At 73.4% G+C, this 25,097-nt stretch carries 20 protein-coding genes and 1 pseudogene; 8 read left to right on the plus strand and 13 right to left on the minus strand.

Annotated features, from left to right (window positions below; genetic code table 11):
• Window positions 1–476: 476 nt before the first annotated feature.
• From ABT026_RS22525 to ABT026_RS22545, 5 genes are all read right to left on the minus strand, one after another.
• On the minus strand, window positions 477–2,570 hold the full coding sequence (locus ABT026_RS22525; RefSeq protein ID WP_502968028.1) for a lipopolysaccharide biosynthesis protein: 2,094 nt from the start codon (window positions 2,568–2,570) through the stop codon (window positions 477–479).
• Window positions 2,563–3,822: a DegT/DnrJ/EryC1/StrS family aminotransferase gene (locus ABT026_RS22530; protein WP_351116754.1), complete on the minus strand. Its 1,260-nt coding sequence runs from the start codon at window positions 3,820–3,822 to the stop codon at window positions 2,563–2,565. Before ABT026_RS22530 ends, ABT026_RS22525 begins: the two co-directional genes overlap by 8 nt.
• Before the next feature lie 253 nt (window positions 3,823–4,075).
• Window positions 4,076–5,212, minus strand: a complete 1,137-nt coding sequence (locus tag ABT026_RS22535) for a DUF3103 family protein (RefSeq protein WP_351116756.1) — start codon at window positions 5,210–5,212, stop codon at window positions 4,076–4,078.
• A 476-nt stretch (window positions 5,213–5,688) separates the two neighbouring features.
• Window positions 5,689–6,114, minus strand: a complete 426-nt coding sequence (locus tag ABT026_RS22540) for a hypothetical protein (RefSeq protein ID WP_351116757.1) — start codon at window positions 6,112–6,114, stop codon at window positions 5,689–5,691.
• A 290-nt stretch (window positions 6,115–6,404) separates the two neighbouring features.
• A complete protein-coding gene (locus ABT026_RS22545) occupies window positions 6,405–7,100 on the minus strand; it encodes a class I SAM-dependent methyltransferase (RefSeq protein WP_351116759.1) in 696 nt (231 codons plus the stop codon).
• A 124-nt stretch (window positions 7,101–7,224) separates the two neighbouring features.
• On the opposite strand from ABT026_RS22545, the gene ABT026_RS22550 reads away from it, so the two are divergent.
• A complete protein-coding gene (locus ABT026_RS22550; RefSeq protein ID WP_351116761.1) occupies window positions 7,225–8,463 on the plus strand; it encodes a glycosyltransferase in 1,239 nt (412 codons plus the stop codon).
• A complete protein-coding gene (locus ABT026_RS22555; protein WP_351116763.1) occupies window positions 8,460–8,879 on the plus strand; it encodes an ankyrin repeat domain-containing protein in 420 nt (139 codons plus the stop codon). The genes ABT026_RS22550 and ABT026_RS22555 overlap by 4 nt, the downstream gene beginning before the upstream one ends.
• Window positions 8,880–8,930: 51 nt before the next feature.
• On the opposite strand, the gene ABT026_RS22560 is transcribed toward ABT026_RS22555, so the two are convergent.
• From ABT026_RS22560 to ABT026_RS22580, 5 genes are all read right to left on the minus strand, one after another.
• Window positions 8,931–9,503 (minus strand): hypothetical protein, encoded by a 573-nt coding sequence (locus tag ABT026_RS22560; RefSeq protein ID WP_351116764.1) that lies wholly within the window; start codon window positions 9,501–9,503, stop codon window positions 8,931–8,933.
• A 50-nt stretch (window positions 9,504–9,553) separates the two neighbouring features.
• Window positions 9,554–9,892 carry a DUF5713 family protein gene (locus tag ABT026_RS22565; protein ID WP_351116766.1) on the minus strand — a complete coding sequence of 113 codons (339 nt, stop codon included), beginning with the start codon at window positions 9,890–9,892 and terminating at the stop codon, window positions 9,554–9,556.
• A 71-nt stretch (window positions 9,893–9,963) separates the two neighbouring features.
• Window positions 9,964–11,400 carry an MFS transporter gene (locus ABT026_RS22570; protein ID WP_502968029.1) on the minus strand — a complete coding sequence of 479 codons (1,437 nt, stop codon included), beginning with the start codon at window positions 11,398–11,400 and terminating at the stop codon, window positions 9,964–9,966.
• Between the two features lie 5 nt (window positions 11,401–11,405).
• A complete protein-coding gene (locus ABT026_RS22575; RefSeq protein WP_351116768.1) occupies window positions 11,406–12,014 on the minus strand; it encodes a TetR/AcrR family transcriptional regulator in 609 nt (202 codons plus the stop codon).
• A 94-nt stretch (window positions 12,015–12,108) separates the two neighbouring features.
• Window positions 12,109–12,594 carry a VOC family protein gene (locus ABT026_RS22580; RefSeq protein ID WP_351116769.1) on the minus strand — a complete coding sequence of 162 codons (486 nt, stop codon included), beginning with the start codon at window positions 12,592–12,594 and terminating at the stop codon, window positions 12,109–12,111.
• Between the two features lie 659 nt (window positions 12,595–13,253).
• On the opposite strand from ABT026_RS22580, the gene ABT026_RS22585 reads away from it, so the two are divergent.
• Window positions 13,254–14,564 (plus strand): metallophosphoesterase family protein, encoded by a 1,311-nt coding sequence (locus ABT026_RS22585; RefSeq protein WP_351116771.1) that lies wholly within the window; start codon window positions 13,254–13,256, stop codon window positions 14,562–14,564.
• A gap of 53 nt (window positions 14,565–14,617) precedes the next feature.
• On the opposite strand, the gene ABT026_RS22590 is transcribed toward ABT026_RS22585, so the two are convergent.
• Complete coding sequence (locus tag ABT026_RS22590) at window positions 14,618–16,099, minus strand: FG-GAP repeat domain-containing protein (RefSeq protein ID WP_351116773.1); 1,482 nt, start codon at window positions 16,097–16,099, stop codon at window positions 14,618–14,620.
• Window positions 16,100–16,936: 837 nt separating this feature from the next.
• Between ABT026_RS22590 and ABT026_RS22595 the strand changes: the two genes are divergently transcribed.
• Entirely contained in the window at window positions 16,937–18,490 is a 1,554-nt protein-coding gene (locus ABT026_RS22595; RefSeq protein WP_351116775.1) for a hypothetical protein, read from the plus strand.
• Window positions 18,491–18,538: 48 nt separating this feature from the next.
• Here ABT026_RS22595 and ABT026_RS22600 read toward each other — a convergent pair whose 3' ends face one another.
• Both ABT026_RS22600 and ABT026_RS22605 read right to left on the minus strand, forming a co-directional pair.
• Entirely contained in the window at window positions 18,539–19,027 is a 489-nt protein-coding gene (locus ABT026_RS22600) for a ribosomal maturation YjgA family protein (protein WP_351116790.1), read from the minus strand.
• A 226-nt stretch (window positions 19,028–19,253) separates the two neighbouring features.
• The gene (locus tag ABT026_RS22605) at window positions 19,254–19,439 is read right to left on the minus strand and encodes a hypothetical protein (RefSeq protein ID WP_351116776.1); all 186 of its coding nucleotides are present in this window, start codon (window positions 19,437–19,439) and stop codon (window positions 19,254–19,256) included.
• A 286-nt stretch (window positions 19,440–19,725) separates the two neighbouring features.
• Here ABT026_RS22605 and ABT026_RS22610 point away from each other — a divergent pair, with 286 nt between their 5' ends.
• From ABT026_RS22610 to ABT026_RS22625, 4 genes and pseudogenes are all read left to right on the plus strand, one after another.
• Window positions 19,726–20,652 carry an LLM class F420-dependent oxidoreductase gene (locus tag ABT026_RS22610; RefSeq protein ID WP_351116778.1) on the plus strand — a complete coding sequence of 309 codons (927 nt, stop codon included), beginning with the start codon at window positions 19,726–19,728 and terminating at the stop codon, window positions 20,650–20,652.
• A gap of 219 nt (window positions 20,653–20,871) precedes the next feature.
• A complete protein-coding gene (locus tag ABT026_RS22615; protein ID WP_351116779.1) occupies window positions 20,872–22,431 on the plus strand; it encodes a 3' terminal RNA ribose 2'-O-methyltransferase Hen1 in 1,560 nt (519 codons plus the stop codon).
• Window positions 22,428–24,989 (plus strand): polynucleotide kinase-phosphatase, encoded by a 2,562-nt coding sequence (locus tag ABT026_RS22620; protein ID WP_351116781.1) that lies wholly within the window; start codon window positions 22,428–22,430, stop codon window positions 24,987–24,989. The genes ABT026_RS22615 and ABT026_RS22620 overlap by 4 nt, the downstream gene beginning before the upstream one ends.
• 6 nt (window positions 24,990–24,995) lie before the next feature.
• Window positions 24,996–25,097 (plus strand): annotated as a pseudogene (locus tag ABT026_RS22625) (NUDIX hydrolase); the annotation flags it as partial.

Below are 25,097 nucleotides of genomic sequence, written 5' to 3' on the forward strand. Positions count from 1 at the left end.
GGCGCCTGCGGTGTCGCTGCCTCTGTCGCGTCTGTCGCCCTCGGGGCCCGGCACGGCTGTCCGGCCCGTCGTCACTGTCGGTCGCACGGTCCCCCCGGCGGCTGTCGTCGGTGCGGCTTCTGTCGGCGTGGTGCTGGTCGTGCTGGTCGGCACGTCCTTGGTCGGGCGCGGTTCCGGTGCACCGCCCGGGCCGGGCCGTTCCGCTCCGTTCCGCTCCGTTCCGGTGGCCGGCTCCCGCTGGTCGGCCTCGCTGGTGTTCCGTCCCGCCCGGTTGCGTCGATCCGGACCGGTGACGGCGGTGTGGCTCCGGGCGTCGTCCCGGACAGGTCCCGTCCGTCCGATCGACGTCGATGCCGAGCACGGTCGATTCGGTCGCCGTCGATTCCGTCGCCGTCGATTCCGTCGCCGTCGATTCGGTCGCGGGCGGTCCGGTCACGTCGGTCGCCCCCGCCGACGTGTCGGTCCCGCCCCGTGGTTCAGTCGCCGCCTCTCCCCTGCCCGGGTACGCGCGGCGCGGGCGGTCCGGTGGCCGGGGGCCTGGCGCGCGCTCCTCGACGGGCGAGGGCGCCCGCCGCGGCGAGGAGCAGCAGGGCGGCGAGGAGTGCCGGCGCCACGGGGGCGAGGGCCTGACGCACCGCCCAGGTGAGGACCGCGGCCGGCCACAGCAGCCACCAGCAGGTCTCCGCCGGCAGCCGTAGCACCCACCGCAGCACCAGCCACAGCGGAACCAGGCCGAGCACCAGGAGGGCGTACGACGCCCAGAGCACCACCTCGCCGAGGGGGCCGTCGGACGGGCCCGGCCACCAGCCGGCGCGCACCGCGGGCGGTTCCGCGCCGAGCGCCACGGGCGCGGCGTGGAGCGCGAGCACGAGGGCGGCCAGCGCGGCGGCCGCGAGCGGGCCGTCGGCGGGGGCGCGGAGGGTCAGCGCGGCGACGTACACCAGCAGCATCAGCACCGCGGCGGCCAGGGCGATGCCGGGCAGCGCGGCCAGCACCTCCCCCGCGGTGCGGTCGCCGTCGACGGTCCGGACCCGCCCGGCGCCGCGCGGGTCGTCGTCCAGCCACGGCAGGTGGCGCAGGGCGGCGGCGTAGAAGACGACGGCGGAGCCCAGCAGCCACCACAGGGCGACCCGCAGCCGCCGCTCCCCCCGCGGCCCGGACGACGACGCCGGCACCAGCGCGACGGCCCTGCGGCGGGCGACCCGCACGGCGGAGCGGGGCGCGGCGGACGGACGTTCGCCCTCCTCGCCCCGCAACGCGGCCCGCAGCCCCGGCACGCACAGCAGCGCGACCGCGGTCATGCTCAGCAGCACGCCCCAGCCGGCACCGTCGATGCCCGCCGGGGTGAGCAGCAGGGCGGCGGAGCCGAGGACCAGCACGCACATCACGCCCTGCACCAGGGCCAGCATCGCGGTGCGGCCGGCCACCCGCAGCACCCCGATGTAGAGCTCGACGGCGACCCGGGGCAGTGCGGCGGCGGCCAGCAGCCGTAGCACCGTGGAGCCCCGGTCCGCGTAGTCCGCGCCGAACGGGGCGAGCACCAGTGGCGCGAAGAGGGTGAGGACGGCCACCACCGGCACCAGCAGCACGGCCATCCTCCGCAACGCCCCCCGCACGCCGTCGGCGAGGGCGCGGGCGTCGCGGGAGGCGTGGGCGGTGAGCGAGGACGCCATGTTGATGGCGAGGAACTCCATGGTGCCGCCGACGGTGTAGGCGACGTAGAAGTAGCCGTTCTCGGCCGCGCCGAGACGCACCGCCACCATCACCGGCAGCAGGTTGATCATCAGCAGGCTGAACATGGCGCCCACGGAGTCCCCGGCGACGAACCGTCCGACGGCCCGCAGGGTGGGCGGCCGGCGGTGACCGTCGGCGGCGGCCTGTCGCGGGATCAACCGCCGGAACACCAGCCAGCCGAGCGGCACGGTGGACAGCGCGATCGCCGCGCCCCAGGAGACGAAGACGCCGAGCACCGGCATCGCCCCGGCGAGGACGACCAGCAGTACCAGTTTGCCCAGCGAGAACACCGCGTTGCCGAGCGGCACCCAGACCGCCTCGCGCAGCCCGGTGAGCACCCCGTCCTGAAGGGTGAGGATCGCCCAGGCCACGCACGAGGCGACGAAGAGAACCCCGGCCACCGGTGTGCCGAGCGGCGCGTACGAGGGCCCCCAGAGGTCGAGGGTGAGCAGGAAGACGACGCCGGCGACGGTCACCACCAGCGAACTGACGGCGTAGGCGCGCAGCACCAGCGACCCGGTGGCGCGTCCGGCGCGCGGCACGAACCGGACCACGGCGCCGATCATGGTGGTGGCGGTGATACTGGCGAGCAGGCGCATGGCGGCGACCGCGGCCGAGCCCTGGCCGACCGCCTCCTGGGAGTAGTGACGTGCCGCGACCAGCCAGAAGGCGAGGCCGAGCACGGCGGACACGCCCGTGCTGAGCATCAGGAAGTACGCGTTCCTGAACAGGGAGTCGCCGCCCGTCGCGTCGCGTTCCGGGCGCGGACGCCGCGAAGACCACCGGGTTCGGCCGGGGTCCTCCGTGACGTCGACCGCCTCCTGGATGTCAGCCACCGCCGCCCTCCGTCCCGGGGACCGCGTCACGGCGCCCTGCGGCCGGCGTCCCGGCGGGCGCCACGCCGGCCCGCCGCAGCACGGCGATCGCCTCGGCGGCGCGCAGCGGGTCCACCGGCAGCGCGTGCCGGGCGAAGCGGCGGGCGGGACCGGGCCGGGGCGAGAGACCGGTGAACTCGGAGCCCGCGTAGTCGTCCAGCGGGGGGTCGTAGAGGTACCCGGTGACGATGCCGTGGCGGGCCAGCGCGGCGACGGCGGCGTCCCGGTCGTCGACCAGCAACGGCACCCGGAACAGCGGCTGGACGGGCCCGGTCGCGGTGCGCGGGGCGGCCCACTCGGTGTCCAGGAGCCGTGCGGCGCCCTCGCGGTGGGCGTGCAGCACGTCGTCGAGGCGGCCGAATCTTCGCGTGATGCGGCGGACGCGGAGTGGGCCCGGTGCGAGGCGGTAGTCGTGCATGTCGACCCGCACCCACGAGTGGTGCGCGGTGATCCCCGGGGCTCCGGCCGCCGCCCTCGCCAGCTCCCCGGCGCGCAACGGCATCCGGATGCCGTCGCGTTCGCTCAGTCCGAGCATCCGCAGGGTGGACCGGGCCGCCCGCCGCAGGCCCAGTCCTCGCACCGCCGCCTCCGCGTACGGCCGTGCGGCGTAGGCGAGTTCGGCGGCCCAGCGGGACGGTTCCAGCAGCTCGTCGCGCGCCCGGACCAGTTCCTCGCGCAGCGCCGGGTCGTCGTCGAAGGCCAGGAAACCCCCGGCCTTCGCGCCCACGTGCTTGGAGAGGCTGAACACCGCCGCGGTGCCGAAGGACCCCACCGGCCGTCCGCCCACCTCGCTGCCGATCGCGTGCGCGGCGTCCTCGATCAGCGGGATGCCCCAACGGTCGCACCGCGCGCGGAGCGCGGGCGCCGGGTCCGGGTTCCCGTACAGGTTCGTGGTCAGCACGCCGGCCAGCCCGCGCCAGGTCTCCTCGTCGACGGCGGCCACGTCGAGGGACCCGTCGCGCGGGTCCAGCGGCGCCTGCACGGGCCGCAGTCCGGCCGCCAGCACGACGAAGAGGATGACGTCGTCGTTGACCGGCAACATCAGCAGCCTGCCTCCCGGCCGGCACCAGCGCCGCAGCGCCAGGTACAGGCCGAGACGGCACGACGGAACGTAGATGCATTCACGGCCCAGACGTCTGCGCATCGCGTCTTCCAGCAGGTCCAGCCGGACACCCGATCGCGCCCCCGTCCCGCCGACCACCCCTATGGTCATGCGCCCCCCGGCAACGTGCCGCACGGGAGACCTCCCCTGGCCCCCCTGGCACGACGCCAAGGCTCCCCCACGGGACCAACCCCGTCAAGAGCGCCCTATACGGGCAACTCAACTCTTATACGGTGCAGTTGGGGCAGTTGGAGCGGTCGGGGAACACGGGACCCCGGTGACCCCCGGCGGTCCTCTCACCCGGCGGTTCTCTCATCCGGCGGGAGGCCTCGCGGAGGCGGGCCGGGCCTCCGCGAGGCTCGGGTCACAGGGCGGAGACCCAGTACCGGTCGAAGGTGAACCGCCCGTTGCCGCCGGCGCCGTTGCGCGTGCCGGTGGTCTCACGCGCCAGGGTGTACCAGGCGTCCACGAAGTCGGCGTCGTCGGTCCAGAAGGAGGCCGGAATGGCGTCCACGACGGGGTCGACCAGCGGAACGTACGCACCCAGGTCGGCGATGGTGAGCAGGGCGGCCGCGATCGCCTTCGCCAGGGAGGAGTAGTTGGTGTCCCCGTCGTCCTCCATCATCACGACGTCGGCCAGGTTGTACTTGTACTGCGACCAGTTGACCAGGATCTGGTTCGGGTAGTACGTGGTCTCGGCGTCGTCGAGGTACGGGTGGGTCACCGTGTCGACGCGGACCTTGCCGTCGAGGCCGAAGCCGCTGACGATGCTGAAGATCTCGGCGTCGCCCTTGATCCAGGTCTCCTTGTCGTCGGCGACGTACACCGACGTGATCCTGGACGTCCAGTAGCCCGTGGCGGCGGCCGAGGCCGCCCCGGTCGCCGAGACGGCCGCCGCCGCGTCGGCCGTGGTGACGCCGGCGGCGGCGAGTTCGCGCTCCAGCACCTCCAGCCCGGCCTCGACGGCCTTCTCCCCGTCGACGCCGACGACGTACACCGGGACGTCGGGGGCCTCGGTCGCGTCCAGGGTGTGCGCCCGGCCCGCGCTGTCGTAGGCGGTGACGGGGGCGGCCTCGTCGTCGGTGGGGGCGACGGCGACCAGCGGTGCGCGGCGGGAGCCGGAGTCGCCGGCCGGAGTGACGGTGAGGAGGCCCCCCACGTCGGCGGGCAGCCCCTTCGCCGCGAGGACGGACCGGTCCGCACGCGCCACGTCGGCGGCGAGCGCGGCGCCGGCGCCGGTGCGCGAACCGGCGGCAAGGGCCTTCAGCCCGACGCCGTCACCGTCCGCGACGGCCCGGCTCATCTCGGCACGCCACGCGTCGTCGGTGAGGGAACGAGCCAACGCCCGTGCGGCGGCGTCCTCGGCGGCGCGTACGGGCGAGACCTTCGCCCCGCCGCCCGGCACGGGCGCCGCCGTCGCGATGCCCTGAGTGGTGGTGAGCACGAGGCCGGCGAGGGCCGCGCCGCACAGGACCGTGCGCACCTGCTGTCTGACAGACAAGACGTCCTCCTGAGGGAGTGGGGCACCCTGGGACTCCAGGGCACGCCAGGGAGACCGGCCGCGTGAGGGGCGACCGGCACAGCGTGCGGGTGGATCGCGACCATGATGGAACACGAGACGTCTACGCGTATAGACCGCACTGCGCCCAACTCGCCTGCACATGACGCGTGTTGACGAGGCAACCGGCACGGTTCCCGCATCGGGCCGCACGCTCACGGTCCGCGGGCCGGAGGTGTACGGGGTCCGGGGCGACGGCGAAGGCGGACTGTTCGCCAACGGGCAGCCGACACTCAATCCGGATCAATACAGAAAGCGTTCATCGCGTCCGGAAAGAGCGGAAGCCCGAATATCACCGACCACGGCCAATTCCGGATCTCCCTCGGGCGACGACGCGAAACGGCCCGCCGAAATACTTCGGCGGGCCGTCACGGAAATCAGCGCCGGGCCGTCAATTCACGGAAACCGGCACGCACTGCTCAGGCGTACCCGATCCCCCGGGCGATGTCCTGGGGCATGCCGTCGGCCCCGTCCTGGTGCCACACCTGCACCACGACCTCCTGCCCCTCAGCGATGTCGACGCCGTAACCCGCCGTCACACAGGTCCCGGCGCCGCCGGTGTTCGACGTCGTGCTCGTGCGCAGGTCGCCGTCCGGCGTGTGCCACGAGACGGCGATGACGGCACGGTCACCGTCGGCAGAGTTGTCACAGATCTGCCAGTCGTCACCGTCGTGGAGGAAGATGCCGGTGGCGACGAGCTGGGACTGGCCGTTCGCGAGCTGAACACGCGACTTGACCGTCACGTCGGTGCCGGCGAACGCCTGACCGACCCCCAGAACCGCACACGTCGCCGCGACACCGACCATGGTCGCCGCGCGCAGAGAATTCCGCTTGAATCGCTGCATTTATTCAGGTCCCCCCTGACAGGAATGCACAACACATTGTTGTTGATCTTGCAGAAGGAGCATAGGGACGCCCACTGCGGAATTCAATCTTCCCCCCCGGGCGGGGCCCATGTTGGCCGGATGTGCCCACGGGAGGCATCGCCGGGCCGGCCACCGCCTGGCCCCAAGTCCCCTACAGGCAGGCCGAGTTGATGTGTCCATGCAGTTCGCCTCCCTCGGGCCGGTGGTGAGCGCCCTCTGGCGGACATGCGTCTTCCGCCGAAGTCGGACCCACGGTATGAGGCCGAGGATTACGCGGGCCCGGCGACCGCCCGCACCCAGGTGCGGTCCTCGGTCAGGTAGCGGTCCACCCGCAGCCCCGCCTCGGCGAGCGCGCCCTCGAACTGCTCCCGTGTGAGCGGCCGGGACAGGAACGTCTGCGTCCACGTCGCGTCGGGGAACTCGTACTCCGCACGCACCGAGTTCACGCCGTCGCCCACCGGCTCCGCCGACACCATCCGCACGGTGAACCCGGCCGGGTCAACCCGCTCGCGCGGCACCCGCTCGTGCCAGTCCTCCCCCTCGCGCTGGACCAGCATGCAGCCGTCCTCCGCGAGGTGCCGGACACAGGTGCGCAGCAGTTCGCGCCGCACGTCCAGGTCGCCCGCGTGCACCAGGAACGACGCCAGCATCACCACGTCGAACCGCTCGCCCAGGTCGAGGTCCTCGATCGGGCTGCGGACCGTGCGCGCCCCGCGGACCCGGTCGAGCATGGCCTGGGACTCGTCCACCGCGGTCACGGTGAAGCCCCGCTCCACCAGCGGGTGGGTCATCCGGCCCACCCCGCAGCCCAGTTCGAGGACGCGCGCGCCCTCCGGCACGGCCCCGGCGACGATGTCCGGCTCGTCGCCGACCGGCAGCCGGCTGTACAGCTCGACCGCGCACCCGTCCGGCGTGATCGGCCCCGGCCCGGTGCCTTCGTATCCCGCTCGCATGGTCACCGTCATGCCCGTCCAACGGACGAGCGACGGTCACCGTTCCGCCACGGCCCCCACCACGGCCTTCGGCGCGTCGCCCCCTCCCCGCCGGGGCGCCCGACGGCCCGGTGACGCCACGGAGGAGAATCGGCGCATGCGCATCCTGATCGTCACCGCCGGTTCGCGGGGAGACGTCGCGCCCTTCACGGGCCTGGGACGACGACTGCGGGACGCGGGACACGAGGTCTCCCTGGCCGCCCACCCGTCCTTCGCCTCGCTGATCGACGGGTGCGGCCTCGGCCTGCGGCCCGTCCCGGGAGACCCGCAGGAACTGCTCCGCGGCTGGTCACGAGCGGCCACGCGGGACGAGGCCAGGGCCTTGACCAGGGCCTACGCGGACGGACTCGCCGAGGGCGTGGCGGATGCCGTGGCGGCCGGGACCGACCTGGTCCTCACCGCCCAGGGCCCGTCCCCGCTCAGCCGGACCGCCGGTGCGGCGTTCGGCGTGCCCGTCGTCGGCACCCACCTCGTCCCGTCCTTCGCCACGGCCGAGTTCCGGCTGCCCGGCGCTCGCGACGCCGACGGCACGGAGCCCGGGGGCAACCTCGCCGCGGGCCGGGCGGTGGAGCGGCGGACGGAGGCCGCGTTCGCGGGCGCGGTGACGCGGGTGCGCGCCCACCTGGGCCTGCCGGAGACCGGTCACGGCGCTCCGGAGGACACCGGGCCGGTCTTCCACGGCTACAGCCCGCTGGTGATTCCCCGTCCCGCCGACTGGCCGACCCGGGCCGAGGTGGTCGGCTACTGGTGGCCAGCCCGGCCGGACGACTGGCGGCCTCCGGCCGAGCTGGTCGACTTCCTCCAGGCCGGCCCGCCGCCGGTGTTCATCGGGTTCGGCAGCATGGCGCCGGGCGAGGGGGAACGGCTCGGCGAGCTGGTGACCTCGGCGGTCGAGCGGGCGGGCGTCCGCGCCGTGGTGCAGGCCGGGTGGGCCGGGCTGGGCGGCAGCGGCCCCACCGGTCCCGACGTCCTGGCCGTCGGCGACCTCCCCCACGACTGGCTGTTCCCCCGCACCGCGGCCGTCGTCCACCACGCGGGGGCCGGCACCACCGGGGCCGGGCTGCGGGCCGGAGTCCCCGCGCTGCCCGTGCCGGTTCTGACCGACCAGCCGTTCTGGGCCGCCCGCCTGCACGGCCTGGGCGTCGCCCCGCCGCCCCTGCCGTTCCAGGAACTCACCGCCGAGTCCCTCGCCGCAGGGATCACGGCCTGCCTGTCGGAGCCGTCCTACCGCCGCCGCGCCGCCGCGCTCGCCTCCCGCGTGGCCGCCGAGGACGGCGCCGGCGCGGTGGTCGCCCACGTCACCGCGCTGGAGTCGGGCCGGAGCCTCCTGCCGTGAACCATCGCCGACGGAAGAAGCTGGCGAGGCGCCTGGTCGGCGCGGCGACGTTCGGCGACGGCGTCCGCATCCGCGCCCTGCTGCGGAGCGGGGCCGACCCGGACGGCCCCGACGCCGAGGGCACCACGCCCCTGTACGCCGCGTCGGTCGCCGGAGCCGTGGACGCCGTCCTCACTCTGCTGGCAGCCGGAGCCTCCCCGAACGCGGAGAGCAGCGGCCACGGCTCCGAGGGCACGCCGCTGTGCGCGGCCGCCTGTTGGGGAGAGACCGACACGGTGCGCGCCCTGCTGGCCCACGGCGCCGACCCCGGCCTCCGCGAGGACCACGGCACGGGCCGCTCCCCGCTCGAGTGGGCGCGGGCCGGGCCCCACCCGGAGACCGTCGCGGTGCTCCTCGCCGCGGGGGCCCGGGAGTGAGCGGGGTTCGCGGCCGGGCGGCTGCCTGCGACGCGGGGGCCTCAGCGCCGGTCACTCGTCGCGCTGATCCGGCCGACGGGCCGCCAACTCCCCCACCACGGCGACATCGTGCGACTCCCCGTCCCGGCCGCCCCCGCACCGCCGGACCGGCGGACCGGTGACGCCGGCGGCTCGGGTCTCCTCTGCGTCGGTGGTCCCCGCAGGACGGGAGTGAAGGCCCGTCCTGTGCTCCGGGCAGGTCGGCCAGACCTTCCGGAGCAACTCCATGACGGTCTCCTGCGCCGCCTCCGCGACCACGGCCAGGGCCGTCGACGGGTCTTCCGGCTCCGGCGGGTCCCCCGCCTCGGGATCCCCCGCGTTCACCCGATCTCCGTGCCAACGCCCGTCCAGCAGCGCCACGTAGACGTCTTTCTGGTCGCGTCCGTCAGGGCCCGGGGGACCCCCGGACGGTGCCACCACCAGGACCAGCTCGTCCTGCCCCGGCAAGGTCGCCGACAGGTCACGGTTGACCACGGCGAGGGCGGCCTCCAGCACGGGCCACCGGCCGGACTCGGCCCGCCGGGGCTCCACGGCACGCTGCCGCTCATGCCCAGGTCCGGCACCGGCGCCCGAGGAGTGGTTCACGGAGCCATCGTCCCAGCGGGGCGGACAAGACGTGCGGCGGGGCTCCCGCGTCACCAGTCCCGCGTGGCGATCAGTTCTTCCACGTCCGCGTCAGTGAACCCGTAGGCCGAGGCGACGAACCAGAAGTCCTCGGCGATCACTTCGCGTGCGATGGTCTCGATCTCGCTCCCGGCTGCCGTGAACTCCTCCTCCAGCACGTTGAATTCCTCCGTCGCGGCATGAGTGAGCGCGTACAGCGCGGCCAGGTCGGACGGTCGCTCCACCTCGATCCGCTCACACAGCCGCCGCAGGACCGCCCTGCCCTTGTCCACGACGGGCTGCGGGTAGTACGGGTCCGTCATCTGCGCGAGAAACGCATGACCCGCCACCTGTTGGTTCCCGATCGGCATGACGCCGCACTCCCTCCGTCGAGTTGACGCGCTGATCCTGCCCCGCGCCACTGACAACGGCTCCGCTCCGCCTACTTGGCGGCGGACTTGGCGGCGGATGGCGCGGGCAGGGCCGCCGCGTCTGCCGTGTCCGCCCCGGTCACCGTTCGCGGCAGCCGCGACGCGGCCAGGAGGCCGAGGGCGGTGAGGGCCGCCAGGAGCAGGAGCGTGGAGCTCAGTGAGGAGAACGCCGTCCCGGCGACCCCGGCGGCGACGGCGATCCCGAGCGTGGGCCCGACGTTCATGGCTGTCTGCTTCAGCCCGCCCACCACCCCGGCGTACCCGGGCGGCGCGCCGGCGACCACGGTTCCGGTCGCGGTGACCATCACGGTGGCGCACCCGGCCCCGACCGCCGCGAAGGGCACGGCCATGCCCGCCCAGGTGCCCGCCGGACCGAGCACGGACAGCGCCGCTATCCCCGCGACGACCAGCCCGGAGCCGGCGACCGCGGTGCCGCGCACCCCGAACCGCCGCATGGCGGCACTCGCCACGGGGGCGCCCAGGATCATGCACGCGGTCAACGGCACCAGCCGGAGCCCGGTGACGAGCGGGTCGAGACGGAGTTCGTCCTGCAGGTGGAACGTGGCCCGGAAGAGCGTCCCGAACAGACCGGTGTTGGTGACGAGCAGCAACGCGAGCGAGGCCGTCACCGGCACGGACCGCAGCACGGCAGGCGGCACGACGGGATCGGCCACCCGGCGTTCGTGCCGCGCGAACACCGCACCCACCCCGCAGGCGGCGAGGAGTTCGAGCAGCGTCGGGGCGGCCCACCACCCCCGCTCGGGCACCCCGGCCAGGGCGTGGACCAGGACCGCGAGGGCGACGGCGAGCAGCCCGGCCCCGGCCAGGTCCAGCCGCTCCGTCCGAGCCCGGTCCGGCGCCGACGTCGGCTTCGGCAGCGGCACCGGCACCGGCGTGCGCACGGCGAGGACCAGGGCGGCGATGAGGAGCGCGACCGGCACGTTGATCCAGAACACCGACCGCCAGCCCAGGTGGGCCACCAGGACACCCCCCAGGAGCGGTCCGGCCCCCGCGGCGACGGCGATGGCGCTGGTGCGGATCGCGATGGGCGTGCCGAGCCGGTCCGGCGGGTAGCTCAGCCGCAGCAGCGCGAGCGTCGCGGGCTGCAACAGCGCGCCGCAGACGCCCTGCACCACGCGCAGGGCGATCACCCCGTTCACGCCCGGCACCAGCGCGATGCCCGCCGAGGCGGCCCCGAATCCGAGCACCCCCGCCAGCAGCAGGCGCCGGTGACCGTACCGGTCCCCCAGCCGCCCCGCGACGACCAGGAGGGCGGCCACCGCCACGAGGTAGCCGGTGCTGGTCCACTGGACCTGCGCCACGCTCGCACCGAGGTCCGCCGCCAGGCTCGGCTGCGCGACGAGCAGGACGCTGCCGTCGAGTGCGACGATCATCGCCCCGGCCACGCTGACCGCCAGAGCGAGCCGCCGCCGCAGCGGCGTGGTCACCGCCGTCACGAGGTCACCGGTCCGAGGTGGGCGTCCAGCACCGCCATGACCAGCCGGTCGCGCTCCTCGGCCGCCAACCCTTCCTGGTCGAGCACGAGTTGCAGGCTCCCCCATGCCCAGAGCTGCGCGACGCCGTGCAGGTTGGCCCACAGGGCGGCCGCGGTCACCTCGGCCTCCTGCCCCGGGCGGCACGAGGCGACCATCCGCGTGAAGTGCTGGAACATCGGCAGGGTCGCCTCGCGCAGCCGCGGCTGTTCCCCGGCCGCCTGCTGCAACGTGCTGTCCAGCAGTTCGTGGCGGAACATCAGCTCGAACATGCCGCGCCGCTCGAGCGCGTACCTGACGTAGGTCCGCGCGATCGCCTCCAACTGAGCGCGCGGCGTGGGCTCGTCGGCCGCCGCCGCCACGAACCAGGCGCCCAGGTCCTCGAAGCCGCGTCGGGCGATCGCCGACAACAAGGCGTGATGCGTGGGGAACCAGCGGCGCGGCACACCGTGCGACACCCCCGCCCGGCGCGCGATCTCCCGCAGCCCCACGGACGCGGACCCCTCGGCCAGCACCAGGTCCACCCCGGCGTCGATCAACCGCTCCCGCAAGGAGCCCTCACCAGACATGGACAGTGTCTACCACCGCCGCGTAGACACTGTCTACCTCGCGTGGTGAGGCGCCGCGCGAGGAGTGGGCGGCGCCGGTCCGGTCCGGTCCGGTTCAGGCGGACGCGGCGAGGCGGCGGCGCAGCTCGGCCTCCGGTACGTCCTCCTGGTGGGTCAGGAACACCCACAGGTGACCGGACGGATCCCGCAGGATGACCGTGCGGTCGCCGTGGAACATGTCGGTCGGCGGCTGGAGGATCTCGGCCCCGGCTGCCTCCGCGCGTTGCGCCAGGCTGTCGACGTCCGGCACGAAGACGTGCAGCGTGACGGACGTGCCCCCGCCCAGCGAGGCGGGTGCGGCGAAGGACGCGGTCTCCGCCTCCTCCACACTGGCGTCGCCCAGCATCAGGGTGGACGGTCCGATGCTGATCTCGGCGTGCAGGACGCCGCCGCCCGGGGCGTCGATCCGGAAGTCCTCCCTGGCCCCGAAGGCCCGCCGGTAGAAGTCGATCGCCGCGGCGGCGTCGTCGACCATGATGTGCGGGATCACGGCATGGCGGTAACGGTCGGGAATCTCGGCGGAGTCGCTGCGCTCGGTCATGGCGGACCTCCTGGACGTGGACGCCACCGGCGGGTGCCCGCGGCGCAGTCACGAACCTAGGAACCCAAGCGCGCTTGAGGTCAAGCGGGCGGGGTGGCGACGGCCGCGGACGAGTCGTCGTGACGCGCCCCGCCGCCGCCCCGCTAGCCCGTTTGTCCTCGTGCTGGTGCACGCGCGGAGGGCGTCGGTGACGCTGTCGGAAGTGGACCTCGGCGACGGGATGTCGCTGCTCAGGGGTGTGCCGACGGAGGAGCCGACACATGATGCACCGGATCGTTGCCCTTGCCGTGGCGAGTGTCGTGGCCGCGGCGGTCTCGGCCACGGCGGCCCCGACGGCCTCGGTACGGGCGCCCGGAGGAGCGGAGCCCCCGCCCCCCGGGCGGACCGCGCCACCCGGGCCCGCTCCTCACCCGCGCCCCTCGCCGCACGACCACCACCCCGAGCCGCCCCAGCACCACAAGCCCTCGCACCACAAGCCGCATCGCCCCAAGCCCTCGCACCACGGGCCGCCCCATCCCAAGCCCCCGCACCACAAGCCGCCCCACCACCCGAGGCCGCCCCACTCGCCGAGCCCGACGCCTCCTCCCGGTGGCGGCGGACCCGGTGGCGATGCCTGGGCGTGGACCCAGCTGACCAGCCACGGCACCCAGGTCCGTTACGTGTCCACCGACCCGAGCCAGACGTGTCCCACCCTGCGCTACACCCTGGGCGCCCAGGTGACCGTCACGCTGCGGCGGGTGAGCACTCCCACGGGGTCGCACTTCCCCACCACGGTCTGCGAGTCGGGCGCGCAGACACCGGTGCCCCTCGGGGCGGGCAACGCGCAGCTCGACCTGACGACGGTGCAGGCGGCGACGCTCCATCCGGCGGGCGGTCGCCTGCCGCTGCCGAGGTGGACCGCGACCACCCGTCCCCGCACGGTCGACGTCATCGGTGACACCGGCTGCGAACTGCCGGTGAACACGGCGGAGCCGGCACAGTCTTGCGCGACCGCCTGGCCCTTCACCCCGATCGCGAACAGCATCGCCCGTGGAGCACCCGACCTCGTGGTCCACACCGGGGACTACCTCTACCGCAACGACCCGAGCCGCGCGGACGACAAGGCCAGGAACCCGGGGTGCACACTGCGCGCCGAGGCGGCGAGCTGGGCCTGTGTGGTGGCGGACTTCTTCCGGCCCGCCGAGGCCCTGCTGGCCGCCGCCCCCGTCGTGCTGGCCCGGGGCAACCACGAGGACTGCACGGGACAGGCCGGGGGCGCCGGAGACGCCTGGTTCCGGTACCTCGCCGACGAACTGCGCTCCAACGGGTCGTGCAGCCGCTTCCCGCCGCCCGCCACGATCCGTGCCGGTCTGCTGAACCTCGTCTCCGTGGACACCTCGTTCGCCGACCCGAACGACACCGGCAGCACGGCGCAGGTGAACACCTTCGTCCCGCAGTTCCAGGCCGTGAACCAGGCCGCGCGGCAGCGTCCGGCCGAGGACTTCTTCCTGCTCACCCACAAGCCGGTGTGGATGGTGAAGGCGGCGGGGCAGGCCCCCGGCGCGGTGAACTGGCTGACCCATGTCCTCGACGCGGCGGTGGCCGGCACCACCCAGCACCGCCTGGCGGACAACGTGCGCCTGGTGCTGTCGGGGCACGTCCACCTCTACCAGATGCTCGACTTCGACACCGTCCGCCCGCCCCAGCTGACCGTGGGCTCCTCGGGCTCACCGCTGGACAGCGGACCGATCGACGGCAACGTCACGGGCCAGCCGATCGGCACGCCCCCGCAGCCCGTCCACCGGTCGATCACCCAGGTGGTGAACCCATCGAACCCTCCGGCGGGACTGGAGGGGGTCCACGGCTACGGTCAGCTCCAGCACGTCAACGGCACCTGGGACCTGACCTTCCACCGGACGGACGGTGGGGTGCGGGGCCAGGTCTGCACGCTGAGCACGAGCCTCGCCAACAAGTCCTTCAGCTGCCACTGAGCCCCTCGTCGGCGAGGGGACCTGCCCGCGCGTGGCTCTCCGGCCTCCGGTTCTCAGCGCAGGTCGGCGGTGGTGAAGTGCTGCTGGTAACGCACGCCGTCGTCGGTGCCCCGCATCACCCAGAACGCGTCGACGTCCCTGCTCTTCGGGTTCAGGAAGCCGGCGGAGCCGAACACGACGTCCAGGTGCCGGTCGCCGTCGGTGTCGATGAGATCGATGACGGAGATGCGGTTGCGGGTCGGGCCACGGCCGGGGGCCGGGGTGTCGCTGCCCGGTACACCGGGGCTGTCGAGGGTGACCGCCTGCACCGTCGAGGCGTCCCCCTCCAGGAAGTTCGGGACCAGCCACACCACCCCGTTGTTGTCGTTGGCGCCGGTCGCCGACGTGACCAGGTCGGGCTTGCCGTCGCCGGTGACGTCGCCGAGGGCTGAGCCGCCCATGCCGGAGTAGTGCAGTCCCGCCTTCAGGCCGGGCGGCGGCGCGGCGCTCACCCCGTCCTGCTTCCCGGTCTCGGGCCCGGAGCGGGTGCTGAGCCAGTAGCTCGCGCCCAGGACCTTCCGGGTCGGATCGAAGCGTGCGGAGAACAGGTCGTCGGTCCCGTCACCGTCCACGTCGGCGGGGGTCCCCCGGAAGCCGATCTCCGGACGCTCGCGACGCTCGGCGAGCTTCAGCCCGCCGGGGCCGCCCTTCAGGTACTGCAGACCGCTGACCTGTACGTCGCCGTCGCCCTCCGACTCGAGGTCGAGCGCGTGGAACGTCAGGGCCAGGTCGGTCGCCTTGTCACCGTCGAAGTCCCCTGCCACGGCCCCGGCCGGAATCGAGTCCGGCCAGTGCCCGTTCTTGAGCTCCTGCGTGCGGGCCGGTTCCCCTCCGCGCCCGACCGGACCGAACCACACGATGCCCTCGGGCCCCTCGGCCCCGCCCGGAAGGAACAGATCGTCGTGGCCGTCCCCGTCGAAGTCCCCGACGGCCGTGAGGCTCTTCGCGGCCCCGGCCAGCGGCTTCGGGGCACCGAGGCCCCGCGAACCGCCCCACAGCACGTCAGGCCTGCCCATCTGCTCCATCGCCGGGACCCGCAACAGATCGGTGAAGCCGTCGCTGTCGAGATCCGCGCGGAACAGCTGGACGGGCCAGTACCCCAGCGTGGAGGTCCAGTCGGGCGACCTCGGCACCACCGTGCGCCGACCCGGGTCCAGCCCCTTCGCCGAGCCGTCGACGATCACCACGGTGCCGTCCTCCACCACCGCGGCGAGGTCGTCGTAGCCGTCGCCGTTGAAGTCGTCGGGCCGGGCCGCCCCGGAGGGGTTCGCTGCCGAAGGCTGCGCCCCCTTCCCGCTCCCGCCCGCCGCCGGACTCCGCGTCCCGCCCCGCTGCCCGGCGGCAGGGTCCTTCCCGGCGTCCTTCCCGACGCCGCACCCCGCCGCCAGCAGCACGGCGGCCAGAGCGGCGGCGGCCAGACCGAACGGACGCCCGGCCCCACGCCCCGCCCCCGCTCGCGGCGTCGACGGCACCTGTGTCCGTGTCGCACGCCCCATGCGTCCTCACCCATCCCTTTAGGCAACCTGAACCACACCCTGGACTCCCGAGGAAGCGAAAGGGTTGTGGCCCTGAGAGAGCCGCCCCGCGCCACCTTGGCACTCCTGGCCGCCCCATCCGCCCTCGGTCGTAGGCCAACGGACATGGATGGTGAAACATGCTGGACGACCGTGCGCCGACGCGGGAGGACGGTGGGGTCGGCCGCACGCGATGGTTCCTGGCAGTCCGGGTCCAGGCAGAGGAAGCGCAAGCCCCTGCCCGCTGTGCCGCAACCGAGCTTCTCGTGGCCGGAGCCGAGACAGGCCAAGCCGCACACCGTTCGGCGTGCGGTGCTCCACCGGCTGCCCGAGGAAGGGCTGCGCAGGCCCGCCGCGTTCGTGGCCTACCGATTGAACGCACCTGCCGGTCCCGATGCCGGTGCGCACTCCGCCGCTCGCCGCAGAACGGCTGCCTGAGCGGCACCCGCTGCTCAACTGCGAGCAGAGCGACCTTCTACGAACGCGTCCGGATTGAGACGAAGCAACCCCCGGAATCGGAAAAGCGGCTCCGCAGGACTGTGTCCGACCTGAAGGGAACCGCTGCCGCGCAGAGGGCCGAGATCACGGCGCTCCGGCACCAGGTCACTCAGCTCGCGCTCGCGAACGCCGTCCTCACTCGTCAGGGCCACCATCTGAGCGAGAGCTCGGCGGAGGCAGCAGCCAATGTCGTGCCTCTCCGGCCGAGGAGAACGACCAGACGGGCACCTGCGACCGCAGGTCCGGGCCACCTGTCCACCGACAGCACCCGGGCATCGAAATCCAGGAGCCATTCGGTGACGTTCCAGGCAGGATGCCTCCGTGAACCATGTTCTGTGCGGGCTTGCCGCCAACGTAAGCCTGCCGTCCGAGCTGGTCGACCGGCTGATCGCGGTCGCGGACGCCGAGATCGCTGCGGACCTCGCGCATCGGGCCGACCTCAGCCACGCGCAGGCGATGGTGCTGGCCTCGCGTGTCGGGGAAAGCGCTGTGTTGCTTGCGTACGCGGGCCTGCTGACCGCCGCAGACGTTGATCCCGCGACGCAGCCGGACGCCGCGCTCGCCCTGCTTGCCCTGCTTGCCCTGCTTGCCGAGCGTGCGGGACGCCCGGAGTGGGCGCGTCTCCTCGCGGAAGATCCAGTCGTCGAGCGCCGGGAGAAGCTGGCCGCCTGCTCCGGCCTTCCGCTCGATGTGGTGGAGATGCTGGCCACCGACTCGGACGTTCAGGTCGTCGCGGAGCTCGCGTTGTGGACGACACCGGAGACGGCCACCAGACTCGCGGCGCATCCGCATGCCGAGGTACGTCGCGCGGTGGCGGCCAACGAGGCGACCCCACCGGCCGTACTGGCGGCGCTGCTCACCGGCGAGGGCCTGCCACCCGCACAGCGGTGCCTGGTCTGCGACCGTGAAGAGGCGCCGTTCGTGCACGATCCGCAATGCTCGCGACTCGACTGCGATCTGCCGTCCGGTGCCTCCTGCGACGGCTCCCACGAGTCCACCAGACACGACATGCAGCAGATGGCGATTCGGAACCCGGCCACACCCACTGAAGCCGTCATCGGCTTCGTCGACCACCCTTCGCTGCTGCTGCGCTGGGCGCTCGCCGGCCGCCCCGATCTGCCATCGGAGATCTGCACTCGGCTCGCCGTGGATTCGAATCCCGGAGTTCGAGCCGACCTCGCCGAGAATCCGGCGATCGACGACGCCGTGATCCGCGTACTGGCCACCGATCGTGACCACGAAGTGCGGCGCAGGCTCGCCCACAACCCACACGTACCGCTCGACGTGCTGACCCACCTGGCCGGCGCTACCAGGGTCGGCGCCACTCTGCTGCCGCGGATCGCCTCGGCATCCCCTGACGAGGTCGAGAAGCTCGCCGCATCACCGAACCCAGCCGCGCGGATGCTTGTAGCCCAGCGCCGCGATGTGCCACCCGCTACCCGCGACGCGCTGGCCGCCGACTCCGACGCAAAGGTAGTCAAGTCCATCGCTCCACACCCGGGCCTCTCGGAAGGCCAGCTGCGCACCATGCTCGACCGGCACGGAGTCCGGGTCGTCGCCAAGGTGGCTTCCAATCCGGACGCGACTCCGGCACTTCTGGAAGACCTTGCCCGGCACGAACCATCGGTGCAGAAGGCGTTCCGCGAGATCGCCCGGCATCGCAATGCGTCGGCACCGGCGCTGCTCGCCTGCCTGGCAGACGCACAGGCGAGGCCTATAGCCGCCAGTCATGCGGCACTTCCGCCGCCGATCATCGAAGAGCTTCTCACCGACGCCGACTGGCAGGTGGTGGAGGCGGCAGCCGCCAATCCTTCGCTGCCGCTCGCTGTCATGTCGGATCTGATATCGCGGCTGTCAGCCCTGGCCGCCAACTGAGCTCTCTGCCCCGCCGGTCACATCCTGGGAGGCCCTTCGAAGGACCTCTTACTCGTGAACACAAGAACTCGACTGGGAACATGACGCGAGCATCCCATGATCATCGCCGCGGCCCGGCCGGTGTCGCCTCCGGCGCGCGGCGACCGCGAGCCAGCCGACCGACGCGCCGACGACGTACCAGAACAGGTCCGGCGCGTTGAAGGTCGAGCCGAGGACGAGGCGGGCGGCGACGCTGTGCCGGGAGAGCTCCGCGGGCACGCCGGTGAGCTGGGAGAACTCGACGGCCCAGCTGACGGCCAGGGCGACCGTGGCGGCCTTCCACGGGCTCGTCCGGGGCGCGGCCAGGACGACGAGCGCGAGGACCAGCAGGGTGTAGAGGGTGTCCCCGCCGTACTTGGCGAGGTCGCCCGTCGCGACGGCTCTGAGGCCCAGGCCGGCGGCGACGATCACCGGAACGGCCACGGCGGCCAGGAGGCGTGTCCGGGCCGGGTCCCGACGCCCTGACGAGGGCCGGTGGGCCGGCCGTCGCCCCTCCACCCGTTGCCGCCGCACTGCGCACCGCCCGTCCCTCGGCCCCGTCCACGGGCTTTGCCCGACACCGGGCCAGGACGCGGGTGGCGAGCCTCCGGTTCCGCGTCGCTCCACGCAGCCGACGAGGCGACGCGGCCGACGCGGCCGACGCGGCCGACATGCAGCGACCGGCGCACCCGGGCCAGGGTTCGCCGGTCGGAGCGGGCGGGCGGGCGCGCCGGGACGACGACCGTCAGGCCGCCGGGTCGGGGCCCTCCGGGACGGACCCGAGCGCCGCCCCCAGGTCCGAGAGGTCGGCGTTGAGGGCCGCCATCAGCTCCTCCATCTGCTGGAGCAGGCCCGCCGGCTGTTGCGGCACGCCCTGCGTCCCCGACCCGCCCGGAACGAACTGCGGCGGCGGCACGGTCTCTTCCGACATCGATGTCTCCCAGCCCCGAGGGGCGCACACGGACGGACGCCCCGGCGGATGGTCCCCGGCGCGGGAGCCGGGTCGGCCCGGCTCCGCACCGGACAACGAACTCCGCAGGTGGCGGTAACTGCATGGGACATCGAACGGTCGCCAGGTTGACGCTTTTTCACTCTGGCGATGATCACGGCGAACGTGGGACCGGAGAGACACCGAAGAAGAACGGGAGAGGAACGGGAGAGAGGCCGCCGGAGAGGCGGGCGTGCTCCGCACCTGGGTTTCGGTGCAGGATGGGGGCATGGACCTGCGAATCTTCACCGAGCCCCAGCAGGGGGCTACGTACGACACCCTGCTCACGGTCGCGAAGGCCACCGAGGACCTCGGCTTCGACGCGTTCTTCCGTTCCGACCACTACCTCCACATGGGCGACGTCAGCGGCCTGCCCGGGCCGACCGACGCGTGGATCACGCTGGCGGGCCTGGCCCGGGAGACCAAGCGGATCCGGCTCGGCACGCTGATGACGGCCGGTACCTTCCGTCTGCCCGGCGTGCTCGCCATCCAGGTCGCGCAGGTCGACCAGATGTCCGGCGGGCGCGTCGAGCTGGGCCTGGGCGCGGGCTGGTACGAGGAGGAGCACAAGGCGTACGGCATCCCCTTCCCGAAGGAGAAGCTCGCCCGCCTGGAGGAGCAGCTCGAGATCGTCACCGGGATGTGGGCCACCGAGGTCGGCAAGACCTTCAGCCACCACGGGACCTACTACGACCTGACGGACTCCCCCGCGCTGCCGAAGCCCGCGCAGAGCAAGGTACCGGTGCTCATCGGCGGTCAGGGCGCCAAGCGGACGCCGCGGCTGGCCGCGCGGTACGCGGACGAGTTCAACATGCCGTTCTCCTCGATCGAGGACACCAAGGCGCAGTTCGAGCGGGTGCGCGCCGCGGCCGTGGAGGCCGGGCGGTCAGCGGACGACCTCGTGTACTCCAACGCGCTGGTGGCGTGCGTGGGCCGCGACGACGCCGAGGTGGCCCGCCGGGCGGAGAAGATCGGGCGTGAGGTGGACGAGCTGAAGGAGAACGGTCTCGCGGGCTCCCCCGCCGAGGTCGTCGAGAAGATCGGCCGGTACGCGGAGGAGGCCGGGTCGCAGCGGATCTACCTGCAGATCCTCGACCTGGACGACCTGGACCACCTGGAGCTGATCTCCTCCGAGGTCCAGAGCCGGCTCGGCTGACCCCGCCGCCGACACGTCGGTCGACACCGCCGCGTCGGCGGGACGCCGCGTCGGCGCGGACCGTCGCCGCGATAAACAAGGGCGCAGGTCGGGCGCGTTGTGCGATCGTGAGCGGCGTCGTCCTGCGAAGCCCCCGGGACAGGTGTCCTGGGGGCTTCGCATGTCCGTCCCACCGGCCGTGCCGCGAGCGGCTCCAGGAGAATGAGGAGAGGTGTCCGGATGTTCCTGACCATCACCACGACCGGTACGCCGGAGAACCCCGCCACCGATCTCGGGTTCCTGTTGCACAAGCATCCCGACAAGGCGCAGCCCTTCTCCACCTCCTACGGCACGGCGTACGTGTTCTACCCGCAGGCCACCGAGGAGCGCTGCACGGCGGCGCTGCTGCTGGAGGTCGACCCGGTGGCGCTGGTGCGCCGCGGGCGGGGCAAGGGCCGGGGCGGGGCGCCGGACTCGGCGCTCGCGCAGTACGTCAACGACCGGCCGTACGCGGCCTCGTCGCTGGTGGCGGTCGCGCTGAGCGCCGTGTTCTCGACGGCGATGAAGGGGCAGTGCAACGCCCGTCCCGAGCTGCCCGGGCGGCCGCTGCCGCTACGGGTGGAGATCCCGTCGCTGCCGGCCCGCGGCGGCCCGGAGCTGGTGACCAAGCTGTTCGAGCCGCTGGGCTGGACGGTGGACGTGCGCCCGGTGCCGCTGGACACCGCGTTCCCCGAGTGGGGCGACTCCCGGTACGTCTCGCTGACCCTGGAGTCCGAGGCCCTGACCGTGGCGCAGGCGCTGCGCCACCTGTACGTGCTGCTGCCGGTGCTGGACGACGCCAAGCACTACTACGTCTCCGCCGACGAGGTCGACAAGCTGCTGCGGGCGGGTGAGAGCTGGCTGGCCGGTCACCCGGAGCACAAGCTGATCACCAACCGGTACCTGTCGCGGCGCTGGTCGCTGGCGCAGAAGGCGATGGACCGGCTGGAGAACGAGCGCGAGGAGCTGGCCCGGCTGGCGGCGGCCGACGACACCGCGGTCGAGGAGATCGACAACGCGGTGGACCCGGACACCGACACCGAGGAGCGCCCGGTGCCGCTGGCGGTGCGGCGGCGCGAGGCGATCCTGGACGCGCTGCGGGACCGGCGCGCCGCCCGGGTGCTCGATCTCGGTTGCGGGCAGGGCCAGTTGGTGCAGGCGCTGCTGAAGGACACCCGCTACCGCGAGGTCGTCGGGGTGGACGTGTCGATGCGCGCCCTGACCGTCGCCTCGCGTCGGCTGCGGCTGGAGCGGATGGGTGAGCGGCAGGCGTCGCGGGTGCGGCTGCTCCAGGGCTCGCTGGTGTACACCGACAACCGGCTCAAGGGGTACGACGCGGCGGTGCTCAGCGAGGTGATCGAGCACCTGGACCTGCCGCGGCTGCCGGCGCTGGAGTACTCGGTGTTCGGCTCGGCGCGGCCGCGCACCGTGGTCGTCACCACTCCGAACGTCGAGTACAACGTGCGCTGGGAGTCGCTGCCCGCCGGTCACTCCCGGCACGGCGACCACCGGTTCGAGTGGACGCGGGAGGAGTTCCGCGCCTGGGCGGACTCGGTGGCGGCGCGCTACGGCTACGACGTCGAGTACCGGCCCGTCGGACCGGAGGACCCCGAGGTGGGCCCGCCGACCCAGCTGGCACTGTTCACCCTGTGCGCGGAGAACGGCGGAGAGATGCACGCGGGCTCCGCCACCGCCCCTGCGACTGCCCCTGCCCGTGCCGAAGAGAGCGACGACGAGAACCGTAAGGAGGCCGCGGCATGAGCGACGCAGCTGTCATCGAGGAGGCCCGGCCCGCCGGGCGCGTGCTGCCCGTCACCGATCTGTCCCTGGTGGTGCTGGTCGGCGCCTCCGGCTCCGGCAAGTCCACGTTCGCCCGGCGGCTGTTCAGGCCGACCGAGGTGATCTCCTCGGACTTCTGCCGCGGGCTGGTGTCCGACGACGAGAACGACCAGAGCGCCACCCGGGACGCGTTCGACGTGCTCCACTACATCGCCGGCAAGCGCCTCGCGGCCGGCCGGCGGACCGTGGTGGACGCCACCAACGTGCAGCCGGAGGCACGGCGGCAGCTGATCCAGCTGGCACGGGAGCACGACGTGCTGCCCATCGCGATCGTGCTGGACGTGCCGGAGTCGGTGTGCGCGGAGCGCAACGCCGCCCGGGTGGACCGGGCGGACATGCCGCGCCGGGTCGTCCAGCGGCACGTCCGTGAACTCAAGCGTTCGCTGCGCCACCTGGAGCGCGAGGGCTTCCGCAAGGTCCACGTGCTGCGCGGGGTGGCGGAGGTGGAGGGCGCCACCGTCGTCACCGAGAAGCGGTTCAACGACCTGACGCACCTGACCGGTCCGTTCGACATCGTCGGCGACATCCACGGCTGCTCCTCCGAACTGGAGTCTCTGCTCGGCAAGTTGGGCTACGTCGACGGGGTGCACCCGGAGGGCCGCACCGCCGTGTTCGTCGGCGACCTGGTGGACCGCGGGCCCGACTCGCCGGGCGTGCTGCGGCGGGTGATGTCGATGGTGGAGTCCGGCAGCGCGCTGTGCGTGCCGGGCAACCACGAGAACAAGTTCGGCCGCCACCTGCGGGGCCGCCAGGTCCAGCACACCCACGGCCTGGCCGAGACGATCGCCCAGATGGACGGCGAGAGCGAGGAGTTCAAGGAGCGGGTCCGGAAGTTCATCGACGGCCTGGTCAGCCACTACGTGCTGGACGAGGGCCGGCTGGTGGTCTGCCACGCGGGCCTGCCGGAGAAGTACCACGGCCGCACCTCGGGCCGGGTGCGCTCGCACGCCCTGTACGGCGACACCACCGGGGAGACCGACGAGTTCGGGCTGCCGGTCCGCTACCCGTGGGCGGAGGACTACCGGGGCCGCGCCGCGGTGGTCTACGGCCACACCCCGGTGCCGACGGCCACGTGGCTCAACAACACCATTTGCCTGGACACCGGCGTCGTCTTCGGCGGCAAGCTGACCGCGCTGCGCTACCCGGAGCGGGAACTGGTCGAGGTACCGGCCGAGCGGGTCTGGTACGAGCCGGTGAAGCCGCTGGTCGGCGAGGCGCCGGGCGGTCACCAGGGCCGTCCGCTGGACCTGAACGACGTGCACGGCAAGCGGATCGTGGAGACCCGGCACGCCGGGCGGATCTCGGTCCGCGAGGAGAACGCGGCGGCGGCGCTGGAGGTGGTCAGCCGGTTCGCGGTGGACCCGCGGCTGCTGCCGTACCTGCCGCCGACCATGGCGCCGACGGCCACCTCCAAGGAGGAGGGCTACCTCGAGCACCCCGCGGAGGCGTTCGCGCAGTACGCGGCGGCCGGGGTGGAGCGGGTCGTGTGCGAGGAGAAGCACATGGGCTCGCGGGCGGTGGCCCTGGTCTGCCGGGACGCGGCCGTGGCGCGGGAGCGGTTCGGCGTGGACGGTCCGACGGGGTCGCTGTACACCCGCACCGGGCGGCCGTTCTTCGACGACGAGCACGTCACCGAGGAGGTCCTCGGCCGGCTGCGGTCGGCGATCGACGCCGCGGGGCTGTGGGAGGAGCTGGACACCGACTGGCTGCTGCTCGACGGTGAGCTGCTGCCCTGGTCGCTGAAGGCGGGCGGGCTGCTGCGCCACCAGTACGCGGCGGTCGGCGCGGCCTCCGGGGCGGTCTTCCCGGGCGCGCTGTCCGCGCTGGAGACCGCCGGGTCGCGGGGCGTGGACGTGGCCGGGCTGCTGGCCCGGCAGCGCGAACGGGCCGCCGACGCGGGGAAGTTCACGGAGGCGTACCGGCGTTACTGCTGGAGCACCGAGGGCCTGGACGGGGTGCGGTTCGCTCCGTTCCAGCTGCTCGCCGGGCAGGGCCGGAGCCTGGCCGGCGTGCCGCACGACGCGCAGCTGGCGTGGCTGGACCGGCTGGTGGAGGCCGACGGCAGCGGGCTGCTGCGGAGCACCGGCCGGCTGCTGGTGAACACCGGCGACCCGGCCTCGGTGGCCGCGGGCGTCGAGTGGTGGCTGGAGCTGACCGGGCAGGGCGGCGAGGGCATGGTCGTCAAGCCGCTCGGCGCGATGGTGCGGGACGCGGAGGGCCGCCTGGTGCAGCCCGGCGTCAAGTGCCGGGGCCGGGAGTACCTGCGGATCATCTACGGCCCGGAGTACACCCGGCCGGACCACCTGGAGCGGCTGCGGCAGCGCCACCTCGGCCACAAGCGGTCGCTGGCGCTGCGGGAGTACGCGCTGGGCCTGGAGGCGCTGGACCGCCTGGCCGAGGGCGAACCGCTGTGGCGCGTCCACGAGGCCGTCTTCGCGGTCCTGTCCCTGGAGTCCGAGCCGGTGGACCCGCGGCTGTAGTCCCGCGTGCGGACGCCGGCGCAAGTCCGAGAGACCCAGTCAACGCCACTGCATTCTGTGTCCGTGGCGGGAGTTGTGGTGCGCGAGGACGGACGGCTACTGGCGATC

This window comes from Streptomyces sp. NPDC002734 (assembly GCF_040295685.1).
In the GTDB taxonomy this organism is placed as follows: domain Bacteria; phylum Actinomycetota; class Actinomycetes; order Streptomycetales; family Streptomycetaceae; genus Streptomyces.

What these genes read in the sequence shown, in the direction of transcription:
- ABT026_RS22530 (WP_351116754.1), bottom strand. Translation starts at nt 3,822, where the DNA reads ATGACCATAGGGGTGGTCGGCGGGACGGGGGCGCGATCGGGTGTCCGG.
- ABT026_RS22540 (WP_351116757.1), bottom strand. Translation starts at nt 6,114, where the DNA reads ATGCAGCGATTCAAGCGGAATTCTCTGCGCGCGGCGACCATGGTCGGT.
- ABT026_RS22545 (WP_351116759.1), bottom strand. Translation starts at nt 7,100, where the DNA reads ATGACGGTGACCATGCGAGCGGGATACGAAGGCACCGGGCCGGGGCCG.
- ABT026_RS22550 (WP_351116761.1), top strand. Translation starts at nt 7,225, where the DNA reads ATGCGCATCCTGATCGTCACCGCCGGTTCGCGGGGAGACGTCGCGCCC.
- ABT026_RS22565 (WP_351116766.1), bottom strand. Translation starts at nt 9,892, where the DNA reads ATGCCGATCGGGAACCAACAGGTGGCGGGTCATGCGTTTCTCGCGCAG.
- ABT026_RS22575 (WP_351116768.1), bottom strand. Translation starts at nt 12,014, where the DNA reads ATGTCTGGTGAGGGCTCCTTGCGGGAGCGGTTGATCGACGCCGGGGTG.
- ABT026_RS22580 (WP_351116769.1), bottom strand. Translation starts at nt 12,594, where the DNA reads ATGACCGAGCGCAGCGACTCCGCCGAGATTCCCGACCGTTACCGCCAT.
- ABT026_RS22590 (WP_351116773.1), bottom strand. Translation starts at nt 16,099, where the DNA reads ATGGGGCGTGCGACACGGACACAGGTGCCGTCGACGCCGCGAGCGGGG.
- ABT026_RS22605 (WP_351116776.1), bottom strand. Translation starts at nt 19,439, where the DNA reads ATGTCGGAAGAGACCGTGCCGCCGCCGCAGTTCGTTCCGGGCGGGTCG.
- ABT026_RS22610 (WP_351116778.1), top strand. Translation starts at nt 19,726, where the DNA reads ATGGACCTGCGAATCTTCACCGAGCCCCAGCAGGGGGCTACGTACGAC.
- ABT026_RS22615 (WP_351116779.1), top strand. Translation starts at nt 20,872, where the DNA reads ATGTTCCTGACCATCACCACGACCGGTACGCCGGAGAACCCCGCCACC.
- ABT026_RS22620 (WP_351116781.1), top strand. Translation starts at nt 22,428, where the DNA reads ATGAGCGACGCAGCTGTCATCGAGGAGGCCCGGCCCGCCGGGCGCGTG.